19 protein-coding genes and 1 pseudogene are annotated in these 21,400 nt (G+C 69.2%); 5 read left to right on the forward strand and 15 right to left on the reverse strand.

Annotation, left to right across the window (positions count from 1 at the left end; translation table 11 throughout):
• Positions 1 to 63: 63 nt before the first annotated feature.
• Positions 64 to 552: a hypothetical protein gene (locus I4J89_RS27750; protein WP_196417025.1), complete on the forward strand. Its 489-nt coding sequence runs from the start codon at positions 64 to 66 to the stop codon at positions 550 to 552.
• Positions 553 to 618: 66 nt separating this feature from the next.
• Entirely contained in the window at positions 619 to 1,545 is a 927-nt protein-coding gene (locus tag I4J89_RS27755; RefSeq protein ID WP_196417026.1) for an alpha/beta fold hydrolase, read from the forward strand.
• Between the two features lie 4 nt (positions 1,546 to 1,549).
• Here the strand turns inward: I4J89_RS27755 and I4J89_RS27760 are convergent, their stop codons facing one another.
• The 5 genes and pseudogenes from I4J89_RS27760 to I4J89_RS27775 all read right to left on the reverse strand — a co-directional run bounded on the left by I4J89_RS27760 (position 1,550) and on the right by I4J89_RS27775 (position 6,464).
• On the reverse strand, positions 1,550 to 1,915 hold the full coding sequence (locus I4J89_RS27760) for a UCP033725 family protein (RefSeq protein ID WP_196417160.1): 366 nt from the start codon (positions 1,913 to 1,915) through the stop codon (positions 1,550 to 1,552).
• A complete protein-coding gene (locus I4J89_RS27765) occupies positions 1,912 to 3,072 on the reverse strand; it encodes an SseB family protein (protein WP_230859734.1) in 1,161 nt (386 codons plus the stop codon). The genes I4J89_RS27760 and I4J89_RS27765 overlap by 4 nt, the downstream gene beginning before the upstream one ends.
• Before the next feature lie 2,072 nt (positions 3,073 to 5,144).
• Positions 5,145 to 5,544: pseudogene (locus I4J89_RS52225) on the reverse strand (SseB family protein); the annotation flags it as partial.
• A 279-nt stretch (positions 5,545 to 5,823) separates the two neighbouring features.
• Positions 5,824 to 6,117 carry a WXG100 family type VII secretion target gene (locus I4J89_RS27770; protein ID WP_196417028.1) on the reverse strand — a complete coding sequence of 98 codons (294 nt, stop codon included), beginning with the start codon at positions 6,115 to 6,117 and terminating at the stop codon, positions 5,824 to 5,826.
• A 17-nt stretch (positions 6,118 to 6,134) separates the two neighbouring features.
• The gene (locus I4J89_RS27775) at positions 6,135 to 6,464 is read right to left on the reverse strand and encodes a WXG100 family type VII secretion target (protein WP_373688165.1); all 330 of its coding nucleotides are present in this window, start codon (positions 6,462 to 6,464) and stop codon (positions 6,135 to 6,137) included.
• Between the two features lie 281 nt (positions 6,465 to 6,745).
• On the opposite strand from I4J89_RS27775, the gene I4J89_RS27780 reads away from it, so the two are divergent.
• From I4J89_RS27780 to rarD, 3 genes are all read left to right on the forward strand, one after another.
• Positions 6,746 to 8,665: a type VII secretion protein EccE gene (locus I4J89_RS27780; protein WP_196417029.1), complete on the forward strand. Its 1,920-nt coding sequence runs from the start codon at positions 6,746 to 6,748 to the stop codon at positions 8,663 to 8,665.
• Positions 8,666 to 8,764: 99 nt separating this feature from the next.
• Positions 8,765 to 9,142: a phage holin family protein gene (locus I4J89_RS27785; RefSeq protein ID WP_196417030.1), complete on the forward strand. Its 378-nt coding sequence runs from the start codon at positions 8,765 to 8,767 to the stop codon at positions 9,140 to 9,142.
• 336 nt (positions 9,143 to 9,478) lie between these two features.
• Positions 9,479 to 10,417 (forward strand): EamA family transporter RarD, encoded by a 939-nt coding sequence (gene rarD / locus I4J89_RS27790; RefSeq protein ID WP_196417031.1) that lies wholly within the window; start codon positions 9,479 to 9,481, stop codon positions 10,415 to 10,417.
• Between the two features lie 83 nt (positions 10,418 to 10,500).
• On the opposite strand, the gene I4J89_RS27795 is transcribed toward rarD, so the two are convergent.
• From I4J89_RS27795 to nuoI, 10 genes are all read right to left on the reverse strand, one after another.
• Positions 10,501 to 11,196 carry an anti-sigma factor family protein gene (locus tag I4J89_RS27795; protein WP_196417032.1) on the reverse strand — a complete coding sequence of 232 codons (696 nt, stop codon included), beginning with the start codon at positions 11,194 to 11,196 and terminating at the stop codon, positions 10,501 to 10,503.
• Between the two features lie 116 nt (positions 11,197 to 11,312).
• Positions 11,313 to 12,107: an IclR family transcriptional regulator gene (locus tag I4J89_RS27800; RefSeq protein ID WP_196417033.1), complete on the reverse strand. Its 795-nt coding sequence runs from the start codon at positions 12,105 to 12,107 to the stop codon at positions 11,313 to 11,315.
• Between the two features lie 325 nt (positions 12,108 to 12,432).
• Positions 12,433 to 13,392 carry a polyprenyl synthetase family protein gene (locus I4J89_RS27805; protein ID WP_196417162.1) on the reverse strand — a complete coding sequence of 320 codons (960 nt, stop codon included), beginning with the start codon at positions 13,390 to 13,392 and terminating at the stop codon, positions 12,433 to 12,435.
• Between the two features lie 242 nt (positions 13,393 to 13,634).
• Positions 13,635 to 14,588, reverse strand: coding sequence for a pyridoxamine 5'-phosphate oxidase family protein (locus tag I4J89_RS27810; RefSeq protein WP_309238507.1), 954 nt, complete (start codon positions 14,586 to 14,588; stop codon positions 13,635 to 13,637).
• A gap of 101 nt (positions 14,589 to 14,689) precedes the next feature.
• Positions 14,690 to 16,222 (reverse strand): NADH-quinone oxidoreductase subunit NuoN, encoded by a 1,533-nt coding sequence (gene nuoN, locus I4J89_RS27815; RefSeq protein WP_196417035.1) that lies wholly within the window; start codon positions 16,220 to 16,222, stop codon positions 14,690 to 14,692.
• Between the two features lie 3 nt (positions 16,223 to 16,225).
• Positions 16,226 to 17,764: an NADH-quinone oxidoreductase subunit M gene (locus I4J89_RS27820; protein ID WP_196417036.1), complete on the reverse strand. Its 1,539-nt coding sequence runs from the start codon at positions 17,762 to 17,764 to the stop codon at positions 16,226 to 16,228.
• Positions 17,761 to 19,689: an NADH-quinone oxidoreductase subunit L gene (gene nuoL, locus I4J89_RS27825; protein ID WP_196417037.1), complete on the reverse strand. Its 1,929-nt coding sequence runs from the start codon at positions 19,687 to 19,689 to the stop codon at positions 17,761 to 17,763. The genes I4J89_RS27820 and nuoL overlap by 4 nt, the downstream gene beginning before the upstream one ends.
• A gap of 11 nt (positions 19,690 to 19,700) precedes the next feature.
• Positions 19,701 to 20,000 carry an NADH-quinone oxidoreductase subunit NuoK gene (gene nuoK, locus I4J89_RS27830; protein WP_196417038.1) on the reverse strand — a complete coding sequence of 100 codons (300 nt, stop codon included), beginning with the start codon at positions 19,998 to 20,000 and terminating at the stop codon, positions 19,701 to 19,703.
• Complete coding sequence (locus I4J89_RS27835) at positions 19,997 to 20,767, reverse strand: NADH-quinone oxidoreductase subunit J (RefSeq protein ID WP_196417039.1); 771 nt, start codon at positions 20,765 to 20,767, stop codon at positions 19,997 to 19,999. The genes nuoK and I4J89_RS27835 overlap by 4 nt, the downstream gene beginning before the upstream one ends.
• Positions 20,764 to 21,399: an NADH-quinone oxidoreductase subunit NuoI gene (gene nuoI, locus I4J89_RS27840; protein WP_196417040.1), complete on the reverse strand. Its 636-nt coding sequence runs from the start codon at positions 21,397 to 21,399 to the stop codon at positions 20,764 to 20,766. Before nuoI ends, I4J89_RS27835 begins: the two co-directional genes overlap by 4 nt.
• Between the last annotated feature and the right edge of the window lies 1 nt (position 21,400).

Consider the following 21,400-nt stretch of genomic DNA (forward strand, 5'->3'; position numbering starts at 1 on the left):
TGCGGAACCGATCAAAGCCGCGTGTAGTCCTATACGGGGCGCTTCCGCGGGAAGGATGTAAAGATGCGCGATCACGCAACGTTCCGGATCGGCCTGGCCATGGTCGCCGGAGCCATCCTGGCCGGGTGCGCGGAGAACGGAGGCCCAGCGAGTACGGCCGCCGCACCGTCGTCAGCGACTCCGTCCCCTTCTGCCGTCTCACCGTCCGCGGTCCCGCCTTCCGCTGTGCCGCCGTCCGCTGGGCCGTCACCGGCCCGGTCAACGGACCCCACAGCGCTTCCCACGATCACCAAGACGGCGAAGCCGCCCAGGGAACCCACCGACAACCTGCCGACGACGGGCTGGGTCGCCGGCATGGTCACCCGAGGCGGCACCGGTCCCTGCTACGGCCTGATCGCCGACGACGGCACCCGGTACGCCCTGTACTCCACCGGCGGCACCGAGCTGACCAAGGGCGAACGGGTCAAGGTGAAGCTCGAGCCATCGATGCTGCGGATCTACTGCGGTCCCGGGGCGCTCATGACGATGCTCGAAGTCGAGCGAATCAAATGATCACGGCAGGGTTCTTCTTCGCCACTGCCTGGCATCGACGGTGACAACGGCGCTTAGGCTGACGGCATGGGCGGTCTGGTGGACGAGTCGGTTGTGCTGACGGAGGGGCCCTGGAGCCACCGGTTCGTCGGCGCCAACGGCAGCCGGTTCCACGTCGCGGAGGTGGGGACCGGCCCGCTCGTGCTCTTCCTGCACGGCTTCCCGGAATTCTGGTGGGCCTGGCACGACATCATGACCCGCGTCGCGGACGCGGGCTTCCGCGCGGCGGCCATCGACCTGCGCGGATACGGCGCCAGCGACAAACCACCCCGGGGGTACGACGGCTACACGATGGCCGCCGACGTCACCGGTCTGATCCGCGCACTCGGTGAGCGGTCCGCGACCGTGGTCGGCGCCGGAGCGGGCGGGATGATCGGATGGGCGGCCGCGTCCTTCCACCCCAAGCTGGTCAACCGGCTGGTGGTGCTCGGTGCGGCACATCCGCTGCGGCTGCGAGCCGCTCTCTTCGCCGATCCGCGGGGCCAGTTCACGGCTTCCGCCACCGTCCTGCGTTTCCAGGTTCCACGTTTCGAACATGTGCTGACCCGCGACGACGCGGCGCTGGTCGGCGAGTTGATGACCCAGTGGAGCAGCCCGCAGTGGGCGATCACCCCGGAGTTCGGTGAGTACTCGGCACGCTGCCGGGAGGCCATGCAGATCCCGCAGGCGGCGTTCTGCGCGCTTGAGGCATACCGGTGGGTGGCACGGAGTGCGTTGCGGCTCCAGGGCTACCGGTTCGTCAAGTTGATGCAGCGGCCATCCAGCGTGCCGACACTCCAGCTGCACGGCGCCCGGGACACGGCGGTGCTGCCCCGCACCGCCCAGGGCTCAGGGCGGTATGTGACCGCACCCTACGAGTGGCGCCTGATCCCGGACGCCGGACACTTCCTGCACCAGGAGGCGCCGGACGTGGTGACCGGCGAGATCCTCCGGTGGCTCAAGACCCCGGTCTGAGTCCTCAGATGCGGTGCTCGTACCGGTCGCGGACCTCGTGGGCCGGTGCCCAACCCTGGTACACGCCGTAGTCGAACTCCTCCAGGCCCAGCCGGCGGGCCACCGGAGCACGCCCGCCGGTGTACTCCAGGCGCAGCCAGCTGTCCGCCTCGGCCAGCACGATGAACGGTTCGCCGCGCCACGTGCAGAGCGTCCGCACGTACGCGATCTCCTCGTACTCGTCCGGCTCCAGCACCCGCACGTAGCGGCCCGGCTTGACCTCCTGGAAGCCTTCGGCCGGGTTTGTCGCATAAATGCGGACCCGGTCCCCTTCGGGAGCAGCGTCGTATTCCTGCCCCTGCCAGGTCACCACATAGCCGTCACGCATCAGTGCTCACCCACCCGGCGCCACAACGGTCCATCCGCGTCGAAGATCGCCAGCATCCGCTCGTTGCCGTCCGCGTCGATGCGCCACAGCTGCGCCCCATGCGGCAGCCGGACGCTGTCCACCTTGAACTCGGCGATGACGTCGCGGCCCTCACCCGGCGCGAAGCCGTTGCCCCGGAACGGCGGCCGCTCGATCACCCAGCCGTCCATGGCCCGCAGCGCCTGCTCGGTCTGCCCGCCGTACGGAATCCGGTACAGGCTGGGCCGGTAGGCCGGCCAGCGCAGCACGAAGGCCTCCTTGGCGTCCGGCTGGAACGGCGAGGAGTCGAAGTAAAGGCCGAGCGCGGCGAACAGCTCCGCGGGAGTACGCAGATGCTCGACCTCGGAAGCCCGGTGCACGAACCCCGCGACCCGGTCGTAGCCGCGATCCAGGTAGTAGTCGACCTGCTCCGCCGAGATGGTCTTCTGCATGACCGTCGCCGACTGCGCCTCATCGCTGGCGGGCTCCGGTGCCGGAATCGGCGCCGCCCCGCCATCGGCAACCGGCCCGTCGACCGGCTCGGCGCCGAGACCGGCTTCGGTGGCCCAGTTGGCCAACGCGATGATCTGCGTGCCCGGGTACTTCGCGCCGACCGGTGTGCCCGGGTTGACCGCGAACGACCAGGCCGGATCGGGCCAGTTACGGATCAGCTCGTAGAACCGCACCCCGACCGTGCGAGTCGGCTCACCGAAGTGCTCGGAGAGCCGGTCCTTGCTGGTGAAGACGATCAAGAAGCGCTCGCCCTCGACCTCCTCGGGCAGGAACGCGAAGCCGGACTCACCGGGCGCGCTGCCCGGACGGGAGTGGTTCGCGACCGGCACGAGAACGTTTGCCAGCAGCAGCGTGGAGAGGAAGACGTCGGTGTTACCGGCGTCGGCGGCCTCCCGCAGCTCCCGCTCCACGTCGTTGGCCGGAACGAAGTCCTCCGCGGCCTGACTCCGCTGCGCCGGGCCGTTGGCCTGAATCCGGGAGCCCGTGTCCGAACCCGCGACGCCGAGCCCGGAGCCCCCGCCGGCCGAACCGTAGCCACCCGGCCCGATCGACAGGGCCTGGGTGGTGAAGGCCGAGGAGCCGTAGCCCTGCGTCGCGTAGGCGGCCGCTGGGCTGCCCTGCGGAGGCATACCCGGGATGGAAGGCGCGGGATTGTCGTAGCCGAGCGCGGAGCTGCTTTGAGCGGCACCGAACCCGGATCCGGCTTGGGCGCCGCCGAACGACGGGCCTGCCTGAGGACCGCCGATCCCGGGCTGAGCTCCACCGAACGACGAGCCTCCCTGAGCCCCACCGAACGACGGCCCGGGCTGGGTTCCGCCGAACGGCGCGCCGGGCGCAGGCTGTCCCATAGGAGCGGGCGCGGGGCCTCCCGGAGCCGGACTTCCCGGGGCCGGAGAGGCGTAAGCGGACCCGGCGCCGCCCGAAGTGGGAGCTCCGGAGATCGGCGAGTTCTGACCGAACGCAGGACTTCCTGGAGCGGAGCTGATCGGCGCGCCGGATCCGCCGCCGGGACGGAACCCGCCGGCCGGGCTTGCCGGGGTAGCCGGGCTGTAGCCGGGCGCCGATGCGGCAGGGCCGTAGCCGCCCGCGTCTTGACCGGGGTAGCCGGACACACCGGACGCGGGCGCGCTCCGATCGACACCAGCAGCGCCCGGAATGACCGGCGGCACCAGGGCAGGTTTGACGGCTGGCGCAGGCTGCCGTTCGCCACCCGCTCCCGGGGAGTGCGGCTGAATCGACGGTGCCGGGCCGGACGGGCCGAATCGGTCACTCTCCGCCGGAGGCTGACGATCCTGCTGGTACCCGGCCTGGTTTGGGGCCGGCTGACGGCCGGAGCCAAGGGCCTGCGCGGCGGCAGCCATCGAGGTCGGACGCTCCGACGGCGGAGGGACCTGGCGCCGCGGCAGCGGGCTGCCCGGGCCGCTGGAACCACCCAGTTCGCCAGAACCACCGGGTCCGGCAGAACCACCCGGTCCGCCGGAAACACCGGGACCACCGGAAACACCCGGGCCGCCGGCGCCGCTCGTCGGCCCCGGCGCGCCCTGCGCTGCGGCGGCCTGCGGTGACGCCGGTCCCTGCGGGAACCCCGCCGTAGAGGCCGAAGCGGCAGGGCCGAAGCCTGACGAAGGCGGCGCCGTGCCCGCCGAACCGGTGGGCACAAAGCCCGGCATGCTCGAAAGCTGCCCAGCACCGGCCGACTGACCGGGCTGTCGCCGGGGCAGTGCCTCGCGAGCACCTCCGGCGGGCGAACCAGTAGCGGATCCCCCGGCTCCCGGCGTCGACCAGTTGGGAGCGAACGAGGTCTCAGCCGGATCGTAGGGCGTGACGTGCTCGGGGACCGGAGGAGTGTTGGCCATCGGTGTCCGCACCGGCAACGGCGCCTTCAGGTCCTGCAGCGGCCCGCGAGGGTCTTGGTCGGGGTTGAACGGCATGGCCGCCTTGTCCCAGCCCGGCGTCGCCATGCCCGGACCCGCTCCCGGACGTCCGGGAGCCGGCGCACCGGAGGCAGGCGCTGCGCCCGGCGGCATGCCGCTCGGGCTCGGAGGCACCGCCGGAGGTTGATACGCCGCCGGGGTGACCAGGCTCGAAGGATCTCCGGAAGGAGGCGTCCGCAACGGCGGGCCTGCGGGACCGCCGGAAGTAGGAGCACGCCCCGGCAGTCCACTCGGTGCCGGCAATCCCGGGCTCCGCTGGGGCAGTCCACCCGGTCCCATCGGAGCCTGTCCGCCGACAGAACTGCCGGGCCCACCCGGGCCGCCGGCGAAACCACCAGGCCCGCCGGGGCCACCCGGAGCACCGACCAGCCCGCCAGGGCCACTCGGCGCGCCCGCCAGCCCGCCAGGGCCATTCGGAGCGCCTGCCAGCCCGCTGGGGCTGGCCGGAGCGGAACCACCAGGGCCGGCGAATCCCGGAGCCGCAGCGAATCCACCCGGTCGAGTCGGAACAGCCGGCGCGGGCGGCGCGCTCATCGGAGAGGCGGGTGTGCCGACCGGAGGAATCGGCGCGACGGCCGGAGAGATGTGCGCGGGTCCGGCTGGATGCTGCGTGGCCTCTCGGCCGGCGCTGGCAGCGGCCGGCGACGGCGCACCGGACGCAGCCGGGTCGTACGTCGGACCGCCAGCCGCCTCCGGACCCCGACCGCCAGCGAGTGCCGCCGCGCCGAGCCCCTGGATCTTCGAGCTGCCGTGTGGGGCGCGCCCAGGACCCCGGGTGGGCAGGCGCAGGTCACCACGAGCGAGCTGGGCGACGAACCAAGCCGGCAGATATCCCTCGATCGGAAGGCCGGGGTTCACCGCCAGCCACCATTCGAGGTTGGGCCAGGTGTTGGCCAGCTCCGCATACGGCACGCGACGGGCGGAACCGGTGTAGTCGGAGAGGCACGACCGCAACGCCTCCTGCGAGGTGAATGCGAGCACGTGCGTACGCCCGCCGGTGCTCCACGTCCCCCAGCCCAGTGGCGCCAGGCCGGCTAGGGCATCGGCTGAAACTGGTAACAGGAGGTCGACACCGGCGAGAATGCGGAAGTAGGACTCCTGGTCATCGGTTCGCAACGCATCGCGCATCGCGACCTCGGCGTCCGTAGCCGGTTCCCACTCGGACACGTCCACCTCTCCCCACGCGTGCGAACGAGCCAACTCAACGCGTATACGCTACAAGGTCAGGCCGCAATCACAATGGGCGGCGGCGTGCTGAAAGCCGAGACGGCAGTATGGCGCACCCGGCACGAGATCGCGCAGGCGCCACGGCACCTACAGATCGCTCCTAGCGATCATCCAACAACCGATGGTAGCCGTGACACCCGCCCCGGCCATTACGCGAACGGGCGACCTCAACCCCAACGGAACGGACAAACGGATCGACCGCGAGGGTACGGCATTTCGTCACAGAAATCGCTCGGTAGCCGCTCGTTCGGTGTCGACGTAGTCCGCCGCCGACTCGTCCACCGCGATCTTGATCTGCCGGAGGATGTTCTGCAGATCCTCGGAAGCCGCCCGCCAGGTGGCCTGACGCTGCGAATATGCCTCCCGCGCCTCACCGGCCCAGGTCTCCACCAGCGGACCGGCGTCTCGCTCGAGCTGGTCGAGCTGCGACCGCAGGGCGTTCAGTGCCTTTTCGATGTCGCCGCTCGCCTGCTGCAACGCACCGAAGTTGACCAGCAGAAGCCCGTCGTTCATCAAGTCCTCCAGGAGAATCAGAGCGGGAGTGTGAAGGTGCCACCGGTCCGGGTGACGCGAGAGGCGGCCTCGGTGTCGGCAGCCTCGTAGCTGGTGCCGGACGAACGGATCGCCCCCGCCGTCTCCCCGAGCGCGTTGTTGAGGCTCTTCAGGTCTGCCGCGTACTGCGTCTTGACCTGCTCGAACGCCCTCGCTCCGAGCCCTTTCCAGGCGCCGTTGAGCATCGACAATTCGGACATCAGTGTGCTCAGCATGCCCTGCAGCGCGGTGTTGGCCTGTTCGAATTTCGCAGCCGTACTCGCCATCACCGCGGCTTCGGCCTGAGTCTGCGCCATCGGCGGATGCACCCCCACTCTCTTCGCGGATCTGATGTGGACCCACAAATCCATCGACGTGGGTCACTAGGTTAACCGCTCGGCGACGAGCACGTTGCCCGTTGCGATCGGCCGTTCGAAAGTTCCCGCCGACGGTAGCGGCACGGTGACTCGGCGCGGTAGTCCCTGATCGCCGCCTGTGGATAACTCGGTCGCCGGCACCGAGATTGTGGATAACTCCGGGCCGGCACGTCGGCTGCCATACGATGAGGCGCGCATGACGATCAATGTCTGTTCGGCGGACGGGGGGTCACGTGAGCATCGAGGTGGTGGCGCCGCCGACCGGGGACGCGGGGCGCATAGTCCGGAGTGGACAACGTTTCGGCGTACGCCTGAATCAGATCATCGTCACCCAGGCCGCCGTGGTGGCCGTATTGATCGGCGCGATCCAGGGCGGCTCGGCGCTGGTCGTGGCGGTGATCTCCGCCGTCGGCCTGCTCGCCCTGACCTGGGTACGCGTACGCGGCCGCTGGGCGTTCGGGTGGCTGAGCACCATGCTGCGTTTTATCGCTCGTACGCGTTCGGCTCGGATCGACGGACCCGCGGCGGTGCTGCGCTTCGCCGCACCACGCACCCTCATGACGACCGCCGACCTGGCCGGCACGCCTGCTGCGGTGCTCGCCGACGACTTCGGGTTGACGTTGCTCCTCGAGATCGGTGATCCGTCCGGGGAGGCGCCACCGCTCCCGTCGCTCGCCACCCTGCTTCCGGCTACTGATCAGGATCAGCCTCCGACCCAGATCCAACTGGTGCTGACCGGCGTCCCGGCCCCACCCGGCCGGCCCGGGACCGGGCCGGCCGAAAGCTCGTACCGCGCACTCTGTGAAGGCAGCTCTCTCGGCCATCACAGCGCGGTGCTGGCGGTACGCGTGCTGCGTACGGGCGGGTGGACCGAGGAGGAGCTCCGGCGCGGGCTGCTGGGCCTGGGACGGCGGCTGACGCGGCGACTGGCGAGCCTCCCGGTACGGCCGCTGGACCACGCCACGGCGATGCGAGCAATCGCCGAGCTCGCCCACGCCGGGAATCCCGGCGACGCACGTGAGGCGTGGAGTGGCCTCCGGCTGGGCGGTCTGACCCAGGCGACGTTCCGCTGCCGCCCGAGACCCGGCGAGGCGCTGCCGGGCCACCTCGTCGCCCGGCTGCTACACCTGCCGGCGGCCGCTACGACAGTGGCCGTGACCTCGGAGCTCCCCTCCGGGCGGGTGACCAGCCTGCTGGTACGCCTGGCCGCGACGGACGCCACCGCTCTCAGCACAACTGTCCAGGCATTACACCGGTTGCTCGCCGCAGAAGGGTTCCGGATGCGGCGGTGGGACGGGGCGCACCTGCCCGGGCTCACCGCCACGCTGCCGCTGGGCGGCTGGGCGGAGAGTGGCGACTCGTTCGACGGCTCGGATCTGCCGGCCGTGCCAGCAGGCTTGATGGTGGGACGCAACCGGCAGGGCCGCTCCGTGCAGGCACGCCTGTTCCGGCCCGCGCCCACTCTTGTCCTGCTGGTCGGCGGTCTTCCCGGCGCCCAGCTGCTGGCGTTCCGGGCGATAGCGGCCGGGGCCCGGGTGCTTGTCCGCAGTACGCGCCCACAGGCCTGGGAGCCCTTCGTGCGAGGCGCCGCCGCGCCCGGAAAGTCGATCACCGTGATGCCACCGAACCGGCTGCTCGACATCCCAGCCGGCTCACCACTGCGGCCAACGCTCACCATCGTCGACACGGGCCGGGCCGAAACCGCCCACCCGGTCTTCGACGAACCACCTTCTGCTGGATCCAGCGTCTCCGGCGAGCCGCCTTCTGATGTTTCCGGCGATCCGCTTTCCGCTGCGTCCGGCGATCCGCTTTTCGCTGCATCCGGCGATCCGCTTTCTGCCGCGTCCGGCGATCCGCTTTCCGCTGCCGACCGCTGGCAGACGACCCTGGTCGTGCGGGACGCCCTCGGGACCGGCGACCTGGACCTGGCGACCCGAGCCGATCTGCTCGTGCTCCAAGTGCTCGACCCGGCGGAAGCCGCCCTGCTCGGCGAGGCGCTACACCTTGGGGCGACGACTACCTACCTGACCCGAATGCGCCCCGACATGATCGCGCTGGTGAATCGGCGTACCGTTCGGTGGGCAACCCTGGCGCAGACTCAGATCGAAGCGGCACTGGTCGGCGAGGCGAGGCGTCCACTCATCAGAATTTGAGCGATAAGTGTCGATATGACGGTTTCCTCGGCGGCGGATGGATGAAGATCGCGGGGTGTTGCACTCGCAGCTTGTCCGGCCGTGGCACGATCCCCTGCCATGGGCATCCTCATCCGGCTGGTCATCACCGCCATATCGCTGTGGATAGCGACCCTGGTGATCGACGGAATCAGCCTCACCGCCGACACCGCGGCCGGTAAGGCCGGCACGCTGCTAGCGGTCGCTGTGATCTTCGGTCTTGTCAACGCGGTCCTCCGGCCGATCATCAAGCTGCTCGGCTGCGGCCTGTACGTTCTCACGCTCGGCCTGATCGCACTGGTCGTGAACGGTTTGCTGTTCATGCTGACCAGCTGGATCGCCGGCCAGCTCGACCTCGGCTTCCACGTCGACAGCTTCTGGCCTGCGGCGCTCCTCGGCGCGCTGCTGGTGGGTGTGGTCAGCTGGGTGCTCAACATGCTGGTTCCCGACGGCGACTGACCAGCAAGAACCGCAAGAACTACATGTGGGGGCGCCCGGCCGGGCGCCCCCACAGCTCATGAGTGCGGGCACGGAGCGCGGAGCGCGGGGCACAGAGCGCGGGGCACAGAGCGCGGGGCACAGAGCGCGGGGCACAGAGTGCGGGCGCGAGGCTCGGAGACGCGAAGGCGCACCAGCCGATAGCCAGACCGCAAGACCGAGACGGCCCCGAAGCAGCCCACCCGGCATGCACACCCCCGCGACCACCCGCCCGAAAGAGCCGCCCACCCCGAATTGGCCTCGTGACCTGGCCCATATGCAAGGACCGCTCCTGTAAACCGACCTTACGGTGAACCCATGAGCGAGGAGCGGCGTGGATACCTGTACGGCTTCACCGCGTGCGCGATCTGGGGTTTCTTCCCCATCTACTTCAAGCTCCTCCGCCCCGCCTCCGCGTTCGAGATCCTCGCGCACCGGGTGCTCTGGTCGGTGCTCTTCGTCGCGATGCTGCTCGCCGTCATGCGTAACTGGCGGTTCCTGGGCCGGATTCTGCGCACCCCGCGCCTGCTCGGCGGCGTCGTCGTGGTGGCACTTCTGATCGGCGTCAACTGGGGCACCTACATCTACGGCGTCAATTCCTCCCGAGTGGTGGAGACGGCGCTGGGATACTTCATCACCCCGCTGTTCGTGGTCCTGCTCGGCGTCACCGTGCTGCGGGAACGGCTGCGGCTGTGGCAGGGGGTGGCGGTCGGCGTCGGCACGCTTGCCGTCGGCATCCTTGCGATCGACTACGGACGGCTGCCCTATATCGCGTTGACGCTGGCGGCCTCGTTCGGCTGTTACAGCCTGGTCAAGAAGCGGATGTCGTTGCCGCCGGCGGAGGGTCTGTTCGTCGAGTCGGCGGTGCTGGCGGTTCCTGCGCTGGCCTACCTGACCTGGCTGAACCTGTCCGACGGAGCTGAGTTCGGGCACCTGTCGTTGACGCACACGGCACTGATGATCTTCTCCGGGGTGGCCACCGCGATTCCGCTGCTGCTCTTCGCGAGCGCGGCCAACCGGGTGCCGCTGGTCGAGCTCGGCATCCTCCAGTACGTGGCGCCGATTCTGCAGCTGGCCTGCGGCGTGCTGCTCTTCCACGAACCGATGCCGCCGGCCCGGCTGGCCGGGTTCGGGCTGGTCTGGGTCGCTCTGATGATCTTCACCGTGGACGGCATCCGAGGTGCCCGCGCCGCGGCACGGAACCGTGCGGCCGCCGTCGTCATCGAGCCGCCAGCCGCCGCCCTACCCGCCCACTGACGAAACACAGCCTGCCCCGCACCGCCGGCACGCCGGGAACGCAAGGAACCCCAGGAACACACCAGAAGCCCGGAAGACGGGCGTCAACCCCCAGAACCAAACCCCGGCAAGTCGTACTCGAGCATCGCCTTGCCATCGAACCGCACGACCTCGAGCCGAGCCAAGCTGCCCTCAGCGAAGTGCGTAGCGCCCTGCATCGTGAACGTGGCCCCCGGCTTCGCCTGCCACGAGCCGAGCTGTTCTTCCTGCTCGTCCGGCCCGTAGGCGATCATCCGGAAGGTGTACGGCCGATCGGCCGCCTTGCTGTACGAGCAGACCATCTCCACCTGCGTCCCACCCGCCGTGCTGGTGAGGCGCACCGTGGCGGTGATCGGGGAGACGTCCTCAACCGGTGACATCGCGGCCGCCGGGCCGGGCGGCGGGCTGACCGGGGTCTGCCGGTCCATGCTCCACGCCACCACGCCGCCGCCGACCAGAAGCACCAGCACCGCTGCGACGGCGGTGCTGAGAAGCCGGATCGGGAAGGCCCGGACGCGTGGTCGTGGGCGCGGGTGGGGTCCCCGTGCGGGCGGTCCGGGTGAGGTCAGTGTGGGGTCCAACAGGCGCGCGAACTCTTCCGCGTCCAGCCGGTCCAGCATGTCCGGGACCCGGGACAGGTCGGCCACGGCCTCACGGCAGAAGGAACACGTCGCCAGGTGGCTTTCGTACGCCGCCCGTTCGCCCGGCGACAGCGCACCGAGGACGTAGGCGGCGTCGTCGTGCCCGTCCTCGCATCGCATCGTTTCGCCTCCAACCGGCTTTTCCTGTCCCGGTCTTTGGTACGCGGCATACGACGCGAAGGTTCAACGGCTCCTTAACGGTCCTCGTCAAAACGTGGCGGTCCAGAAGCAGAGAGTCAGGCGGTCGCCGACTCGCCCCCGGAGAGCGCCTCGGCGACGTTGCGCGCCGCCGCGGTCAGTTTCGCCCGCACCACCCGGGCCGAGGTGAGCATCTCGGCGGCGGGCATCGAGCACGCCAGGACCAACCGGCGCTCCATGTCCCGATCCGCCACGACGATCACGGCGGCCGAGGCGAGCCCTTGCCGGAACTGTCCCATCTCGATCTGCATGCCGCGCCGCTCCCCGGCGGCGAGGTCCGCCTCCAGCGCCTCGGGCGTCGTCAGGGTCGCCGGCGTGAACGCCCGCATGCCGTAGTCGCGCAGGTAGCGGGATCTCTGATCGGGCGTGAGCGTGGCAAGCAGAGCCTTGCCCAGCGCGGTGGCGTGCCCACCCTCGTCGAAGCCGGGCGCGATGTCGTCGAGGAACGGCGACCGGGCACCCTCGGCCGAGGCGGTTACGGCGATCCGGCCGCCGACGAAGCGGCCCAGGTAATGGCTGTAGCCGGTGTCGAGGGCGGCGCGGCGTAACGCCTCGCCGACCGCGGGCGGCCCGCGGAAGGCGGAAACCAGCTCCCGATAGCGATCGGCGATCTCCAGACCGACGATGTACGTGCCGTCCTCCCGGCGAATCACATAGCCCTCGTAGGCCAGGGTTCGCACAAGGTGGTAGGTCGTCGCGACGGTCAGCTCGCACCGCCGGGCGATCTGTTTCACGGTGAGTCCTCGCGGCGCGCGTCCAACCGACTCCAGCACGCGCAGGGCGCGCGACACGCTCCGGATGAGATCTGACGGCTCCGCTAGGGGGTCACGCACAGCTACCTCCGAGGCCAGGGACTTACACCATATGAAGAAACGCCCGTGGAAGGAATGCCAAATGCATGTGGATCACGATCGATTTACACAGCGGGTGCGATCAATGGGACTGTGCGCATCCGCGCGGAGAGATGACGACTCGATCCGCGCACCCGAAAAGCCAACCGGCGGAACCGTTTTCACCAGCGAGAATGCCTCGCAAAGACGATCATCGCCTACCACGGCGACAGCTGTTTAGACACCGGTCTTTCCGGTCGCCGAACCCGCCGTCCAGATTGGAATGCCACCAGAGTTCGGCGGTCCAGTGGCGGCAGAAGAGGGCGCCTCAGCCCGTACGGTCAGCCATGAAGTCGCAGAGCGCTTCCATCGCCCGCCGCGCCTCACCGGCGGGCAGCGGCGCCAGCCGCGCCCGCGCCTCCTCCGCGTAGGTCCGCACCGTCTCCCGGGCGCGCTTCATCGCCGCCGACTCCCGCAGCAACGTCAGCGCCTCGGCATGCAACGCGTCATCGGTGATCGGGCCGGCCGACAGCAATTCGCGCAACCGCACCGCGGCGGGGTCGCTGTCGTCGTCGGCCAACGCGTACAGCACCGGCAGGGTCGGCACGCCCTCGCGCAGGTCGGTGCCGGGCGTCTTGCCGGACTGCACCGACTCCGACGCGATGTCGAGCAGGTCGTCGGAGAGCTGGAACGCGATGCCGATCGTCTCGCCATAACCCGCCAGCGCCTCCACGAACTCCGGGCGGGCGCCGGAGAACAGGCCGCCGAACCGCGCCGCGGTGGCGATCAGCGAGGCGCTCTTCTCTGTGATGACGTGCAGGTAGTGCTCGATCGGGTCGCTGCCGCGCGGACCCACCGTCTCGGCGATCTGGCCGTGCACGAGCCGCGCGAAGGTCTCCGCCTGAAGGTGCACCGCCTCGGTGCCGAGTGTCGCGGCCAGGTCGGCGGCCTGCGCGAACAGGTAGTCGCCGACGAGAATCGCCACCGAGTTGCCCCAGCGCGCGTTCGCGCTGGGCGCCCCACGCCGGACAGCGGCCTCGTCCATGACGTCGTCGTGGTACAGCGTCGCGAGGTGGGTCAGCTCGACCACGTTCGCCGCATCGACGATCTGCGGGGACGACGGATCGCCGAACTGGGCACCGAGCGCCACCAGCAACGGACGGAACCGCTTGCCCCCGGCATCGGCGAGATGGCGCGCGGCCTCTGCCACCAGAGGATCGGCGCTGGCCACATGGCCACGCAGCGCCTCATCCACAGCGGCCAGCATCGCCGACACCGACGTATCCATCGCGGGATCCACGTCGAAGCCCAGCGACGACAGCGCCAACTCGTGCGGGGTCAGATCACCGGTGCTCACCACGCTTTCACGATGCCATACCGGTCCGACGGTTTACGTCCCAGGGTGGCACGCGACAAGATCAAAAACTTGACAGCGACGGTACGAGTCAACACACAGTCCCCCGGCCACCCGGCGACCTCAGCAGAACACCGGCGCCCAGCGCCGCCGCCGGGCTGATGCGGTGGTCCGGCCTACCCCTTCGCGGCGGCGCGCGCTGCGGAACGAATCGCCCGGTACTGGTCCCACGGAATGACCGGCCGGGCCAACTGCCGCCGTTCCAGATAGCGTTTGGTGGCCTTCCGGATGTCCCGGACGAGCCGGAACTGGTCGAGCGGCCCGCCCTTGTGCGTGGCACCCGGCTCGACGAGCCGCTCCGGCTTCAGCAGCCACCCCTGCTCGTCGGCCACCAGCTCGCCGCGCACACTGGCGTTGTACAGCTTCGACAGGAGCTCGTCGTGCCGGTGCACGAGCAGCCCCGCGGGTCCGGCAGCGACCGGGACATCGGCCGGCACCGCGACCCGGTAGCCGCCGTCCGCCGCGGTCACCGTGGTCCGCACCAGGACCGGCGCACCGGCCTCGTCCACCGCGGTGAGCACCGCCGACTCGAACGTGGCCAGCACCGGCGCGCCGAGAAGACCGCTGGTCGCGAGCGCTGCCGAGCTCCCGGACGGGTCCGGCAGGGTCCGCCGCACGACCTCGGTCGGGGTCACGGTGATCAGCAACCGCATGTAGTAGAAATCGGTCAGCCGGGTCATCGGCCAGTCCAGGTACGCCTGCGAGCTCGGCTGCCGCTCCATGAGCCGCTTCCAGAGCCTCTCCAGATCGCCGCTGGGCTCGGTGTACACCTCGTCGGGGCAGGTCGCGACCCCGCGTACCAGAATCTGGTCAGGCTGCGGCAGACCGCTCGCCGTGGGGTTGGAGAAGAGCAGCGCCACCCGGCCGTCCCGGCGCACGTTTATCGCCTTCTGTGGGTAGCCCAGCGAGGTGGTCAGCAGGAACGTCCCGTCCGCCGTCACCATCCCCGACGTCGGCCAGGCGACTGGCGAGCCGCTCTTGGTGAGGGTCGCGAACTCACAGGTTCGGTAGGCATCGATGTCCGCGACCAGCGCGGATCCGGGCGACAGGAGCACAGACGCGTCTGACACAGCGATCATCCTAGATGGACTCGCCGACGTCCGTCACACGTCTTCGTTACGGCGAGGGCCCCGGCACCTGGGTGCCGGGGCCCTCGCCTACGACAGCCGGATCACCTGACGAAGTCCGCCGCCTGCCGGGTGAGGTCGATCAGCGGGGACGGCGCCACCCCGAGGCCCAGCGTGACGAGCACGCCGATGCCCAGCACCGCCGAGGTGAGGAAGCCCGGGATCGAGACCGCCGGGGTGGACTCGCCCGGTTCGGAGAGCCACATCAACACCACGACCCGCAGGTACGGGAAGGCCAGCAGCATGCTGGTGATCACACCGAAGATCACCAGCCAGGTCTGGCCACCCTCGACGGCCGCGCCGAAGACCGCGAACTTGCTGGTGAAGCCGCTGGTCAGCGGAATACCGGCGAAGGCGAGCAGGACGAACGTGAAGGTTGCGGCGAGCAGCGGGCTCTTCCGGCCGATCCCGGCCCACCGGGACAGGTGGGTGGCCTCGCCGTCGGCGTCCCGCACCAGGCTGAGGATCGCGAAGGCGGCGAGCACCGAGAAGCCGTACGCGACCAGGTAGAACATCGTGCTGCTGAGGCCCTCGTCGTTCAGGGCCAGGACACCCACCATCAGGTAGCCGGCGTTCGCGATCGACGAGTACGCCAGCAGGCGCTTCAGGTCGGTCTGGGTGACCGCCAGCACCGCGCCGACGAACATGGTGAGCACCGCGATGGTGCCGAGCACCGGCTGGAAGTCCCAGCGCACCCCCTCGAACGCCACGTAGAGCACCCGGAGCAGGGCACCGAAGGCCGCCACCTTGGTGCAGGCGGCCATGAACGCGGTGACCGGCGTCGGCGCGCCCTGGTAGACGTCGGGCGTCCACACGTGGAACGGCGCGAGCGCCGCCTTGAACAGCAGGCCGATCGCGAGCAGGCCGAAGCCGGCGTAGAGCAGCACCTGGCTCTGCGTCGGGTTGGCGACGGCCGCGTGCACCTTGTCCAGCTGGATCCCGCCGGCGAAGCCGTAGATGAAGGCGACGCCGAACAGGAAGAAGGCGGAGGCGTAGGAGCCGAGCAGGAAGTACTTGAGCGCGGCCTCCTGGCTGAGCAGTCGCCGGCGACGGGCGAGCGCGCAGAGCAGGTAGAGCGGCAGCGAGAAGACCTCCAGTGCCACGAACATGGTGAGCAGGTCGTTCGCGGCCACGAAGAGCAGCATCCCGCCGAGCGCGAACGTGGTCAGCGGGTACACCTCGGTGGATCCGGGCTGCCCGCTGGCCTGCTCCATGTCCTTCTTGGAGCCGACCGTGATGGCGGCCTGCGAGACGAACGCCCCGCCCTTCTCGACGGTGCGCTCCCCGATCAGCAGCAGCGACACGCCGCCGAGCACGAGGATCGAGCCCTGCAGGAAGAGGGTCGGGCCGTCGACCGCGACCGCCCCGCCGATGGTGATCGTCCGGGTGCCGCGTTCCACCACCACCGCGACCAGCGCCGCGACGACGGCGAGCAGCGACAGCCCGAGCTGGATGCCGTTGCGGACCTTGCGCGGGACGACTATCTCGAGGATGACACCCACGCACGCCGCCCCGAAGAGGATCAGCATGGGTAGCAGCGCCGCGTAGTCGATCGAGGGCAGTTCGAGTTGTTCCATGGCTCAGCCGCCCACCTTTCCGTCGGCCACGGCTGTGGGAGCCGGGTCGGTCGTGCCGACGTCCTGCAGGGTGGCCTGCACCGCCGGGTTGATCACGTCGGTGACCGGTTTCGGGTAGAAGCCGAGCACCAGCAGGAGGGCGATCAGCGGCGCTACCACGACCTTCTCCCGCAGGGTGATGTCCTTCGACATCGCCGGCACCTCGGTCAGGGCCGGGTTGAGCGTGCCCTGGGTGGTGCGCTGGATCATCCAGAGCACGTACGCGGCGGCCAGGATGATGCCCAGGGTCGCGACCACGGCGAAGCCCTTGTGCGTGCTGAACGTGCCGATCAGCACCAGGAACTCACTGACGAACGGCGCGGTGCCGGGCAGTGCCAGCGAGGCGAGACCGGCGAAGAAGAGCACCCCGGCCAGGACCGGTACCAGCTTGCCGGCACCACCGAAGTCGCTGACCAGCGCCGAGCCACGCCGGGCCACGAACATCCCGACCACGATGAACAGCAGGCCGGTGGCGAGGCCGTGGTTGACCATGTAAAGCACCGCACCGGTTCCGGCCTGGGTGGTGAAGGCGAAGATGCCGATGCCGATGAAGCCGAAGTGGGCGATCGACGTGTACGACACGAGCCGCTTCAGATCGTTCTGCCCGACCGCGAGCAGCGCCGCGTAGATGATGCCGATGACGGCCAGGGTCAGCGCTGCCGGAGCGAACCAGCGCGACGCCTCGGGGAAGAGCGAGAGGCAATAGCGCAGGATGCCGAACGTGCCCACCTTGTCCATCACGCCGACGAGCAGCGCCGCCGCACCGGCGGGAGCGGCGCCACCGGAGTCCGGCAGCCAGGTGTGGAACGGGAAGAACGGTGCCTTGATCGCGAACGCCACGAAGAAGCCGAGGAACAGCCATCGCGCGGTGTTCGTGTCCAGCGAGCCGGCTCCCTGTGCGAGTTCCGCGAAGTCGAAGGTCCGCCCGCCGACCACCCACAGCCCGATCACCGCGGCCAGCATGAAGAGGCCGCCGACCAGGCTGTAGAGGAAGAACTTCACCGCCGCGTACTGCTTCTGGCCGCTGCCGAACGATCCGATGATGAAGTACATCGGGATCAGCATGACCTCGAAGAACACGTAGAAGAGGAAGACGTCCGCCGCGGCGAAGACGCCGATCATCGTGAACTCGAAGGTGAGCAGCAGCGCGAAGTAGGCGGGCGCCGACCGCTTGCTCTGATCCACGTCGTGCCAGGACGCCAGGATGACGACCGGGAACAGGATGGCGATCAGCATCAGCATGACGAGCGCGATGCCGTCCGCGGCGAAGGTGAAGTTGGCACCCCAGGCCGGGATCCACGGGTACGACTCGTGGAACTGGAACCGGTCACCGTCCACGGCGAACGCGGCCCACATGAAGATGCTCAGTGCGAGCACCACCAGCGACCAGACCAGCGCCACCAGCTTGGCCAGTTCAGCCTTGCTGCGCGGTATGAAAGCCACCACCGCGGCGCCTACCAGCGGTAGGAGCGTCAGGATGGAGAGGAAAGGAAAGTCGCTCAAACCAACCACCCCAGCTGGATTGCGATGAAGGCGCCGACGACGAGCATCGCGCCGGTGAGCATCGACAGGGCGTACGAGCGCACGAACCCGGTCTGGAGCCGCCGAAGCCGCCCGGACCCGCCGCCGACCGCGGCCGCGATGCCGTTCACCACACCGTCGACGCCCTTGTTGTCGAGGAAGACCAGAGCGCGGGTGAGGTAGATGCCGGGCCGCTCGAACACCGCCTCGTTGAACGCGTCGGTGTAGAGGTTGCGCCGCGCCGCGGTGACCACCACGCCCGCCGGCTGCGGCTCGAGAGCCGTGCCCCTACGGAACAACGACCAGGCCAGACCGGCACCGATGACCGTGACCACCAGCGACAGGATCGTGATCATGGTGTGCGACAGCACGCCATGCGGCTCCGCCTGTTCCGCACCGAAGACCGGCGTCAGCCAGTCCGCCACGCTCGTGCTCATCAGCCATCCGGCCGCGACCGAGCCGATCGCCAGCAGGATCAGCGGAATCGTCATGATCAGCGGCGACTCGTGCGGGTGCTGGTTGTCCTCGGTCCAACGGGCCGGGCCGTGGAACGTCAGCACGAAGAGCCGGGTCATGTAGAAGGCGGTCAGACCGGCACCGAGCAGCGCCGCCAGTCCGAAGACCCAGGCTTCCCAGGCCACCTCCCGCTCGAACGCGGCCGCGATGATCGGTTCCTTGGAGAAGTAGCCGGACAGCGGTGGGATGCCGATGATGGCCAGCCAGCCGGTGGCGAAGGTCAACCAGGTGATCTTCATGTGCTTCGACAGCGCGCCGAACCGGCGGATGTCGACCTGGTCGTGCATGCCGTGCATGACCGAGCCGGCCCCGAGGAACATGTTGGCCTTGAAGAAGCCGTGCGCCAGCAGGTGGATGATCGCCAGCGCGTACGCGCCACCGCCGAGCCCGACGCCGAGGAACATGTAGCCGATCTGGCTCACCGTCGACCAGGCGAGGACACGCTTGATGTCGTCCTTCGCCGCGCCGATGATGCAGCCCATCAGCAGCGTGATCGCGCCGACCGCGACCGTGACCAGTTGCAGGGTCTCGTTGGCCGTGTAGACCGGGTTGGACCGGGCGATCAGGTACACACCGGCGGTGACCATGGTCGCCGCGTGGATGAGCGCCGACACCGGGGTCGGACCCTCCATCGCGTCCGGCAACCACGCCTGGAGCGGGAACTGACCCGACTTACCGCAGGCGCCGATCAGGAGCAGCAGCCCCAGGACCAGCACCGTGGTCGCGGAGAGCCCGCTGAGTCCGTTGAACACCGCGCCGTAGTCGGTGGTGCCCAGCGTGGCGAACATGATGAAGATGCCGATGGCCAGGCCGGCGTCGCCGACCCGGTTCATCAGGAACGCCTTCTTGCCGGCCGTGGCCGCCGACGGGCGCGTGTACCAGAAGCTGATCAGCAGGTACGACGCCAGACCGACGCCCTCCCAGCCGAAGTACAGCATCACGTAGTTGTTGCCCAGAACCAGCAGCAACATCGCCGCGACGAAGAGGTTGAAGTAGCCGAAGAACCTCCGGCGGCCGGGGTCGTGCTCCATGTAGCCGACCGCGTAGAGGTGGATCAGCGAGCCGACGCCCGTGATCAGCAGGACGAAGACGCCGGAGAGGGGGTCGAAGAGCAGGCCGAAGTCGACCTGGAGCTTTCCGACGGCGATGAATTCCCAGAGGCTCAGCTCGGCCGAGCGGCTCCCGGATTCCAGACCGGCCAGGTTGGCGAAGAAGACCAGCCCCAGCACGAACGAGGCGGCGACCGACAGGACGCCGAGCCAGTGGCCCCACTTGTCGGCTCGCCTGCCGAGGAGCAGCAACACGGCCGCACTGGCGAGCGGGATCGCCACAAGCAACCAGATGAGGCTCAACACTCCCGTCGCGGGGGCGAACTCCACTGTTTGTTCCACGTGAAGGCCCTTCAGTACTTGAGGAGGTTCGCGTCGTCAACGCTCGCCGAGCGCCGCGTACGGAAGATCGACATGATGATGGCGAGGCCGATCACGACCTCGGCTGCCGCGACGACCATCACGAAGAACGAGATGATCTGGCCGTCCAGACTGCCGTTGATCCGGCTGAAGGTGACGAGCGCCAGGTTCGCCGCGTTGAGCATCAGCTCGATGCACATGAACAGCACGATGGCGTTCCGGCGGATCAGCACCCCCGTGGCACCGATGGTGAACAGGATGGTCGCCAGTACGAGGTAGTAGTCAGGCGTCATTTCTCGGTTCCCTTCGGAGCCGCCTCGATCTCCGTCAGCTCACGGACGGGGAGGATCGGCGAGATGCTGCGTTCGGCACCGTTGCCGTCCGGCAGCCGCGCCGGCGCGGCCACCGACATGGTGTTCGCGTAGATGCCGGGACCCGCCTTCGGACCGGGGTAGTTGCCCGGCCGGAAGCGCTCCTTCATCCGGGTGAGCTGGTCGACCCTGTCCTCCTTGGCCTTCTCCACGTGCGCCATGATCATCGCGCCGACCGCCGCCGTGATGAGCAGCGCCGAGGTCACCTCGAAGGCGAAGACGTACTGGGTGAAGAGCAGGGCGGCGAGACCCTGAACGTTGCCGTTCGCGTTCGCCGCGTCCAGCCCCGCCACGGCGGTCGTGCCGAGCGAGCGGGACAGCCCGGTCGCGATCAGCGCGGCGAAGCCGACACCGAGCACGAGCGCAGCCACCCGCTGCCCGCGCAGCGTCTCGATCAGCGAGTCCGAGGCGTCCCGGCCGACCAGCATCAGCACGAACAGGAACAGCATCATGATCGCGCCGGTGTAGACGATGACCTGGACCATGCCGAGGAACGGCGCCGCGTTGACCACGTAGAGGAAGCCCAGGCAGAGCATGGTCACGACCAGCCAGAGCGCGGAGTGCACCGCGTTACGGGCCAGCACCATGCCGAGCGCGCCGATCACCGCGAGCGGACCCAGGACCCAGAAGGCGACCGCCTCACCGGTGGAGACCTGACCGACCGCGGCCGCGAGGACGAGATCGGTCATCGCGGCGCACCTTCCTTCCGGACGGTGCCGGCCGTCTCCGGCCGGTCGGCGCTCTCCTGCGGTTCGGAGGCGTCGTGCGACCCGGCGTCCGACCAGGGGGCACGCTCGGCGCCGACCGAGGTGCCCGGGTTGGTGAGAGCACCGATGTAGTAGTCCTTGTCGGTCTCGCCCAGGCGCATCGGGTGCGGCGGCAGCTCCATGCCGGGCAGCAGCGGCGCCAGAAGCTCCTTCTTCGTGAAGATGAGGTCCTGGCGGTTGTCCCGGGCCAGCTCGTACTCGTTGCTCATGGTGAGCGAGCGGGTCGGGCAGGCCTCGATGCAGAGCCCGCAGAAGATGCACCGGGCGTAGTTGATCTGGTAGATCTTGGCGTACCGCTCACCCGGCGAGAACCGCTGCTCATCGGTGTTGTCGCCGCCCTCGACGTAGATCGCGTCGGCCGGGCAGGCCCAGGCGCACAGCTCGCAGCCGATGCACTTCTCGAGCCCGTCCGGGTGCCGATTGAGGATGTGCCGGCCGTGGTAGCGCGGCGCCGGCTTCGGTGGCGAGAACGGGTAGTCGGTCGTGATCACCTTGCGGAACATGTGCGCGAAGGTCACGCCGAAACCTTTGAAGGAGCCGGTCAACGTGCCCACG

The organism is Actinoplanes aureus (assembly GCF_015704865.1).
GTDB classification, from domain to species: Bacteria; Actinomycetota; Actinomycetes; order Mycobacteriales; family Micromonosporaceae; genus Actinoplanes; species Actinoplanes aureus.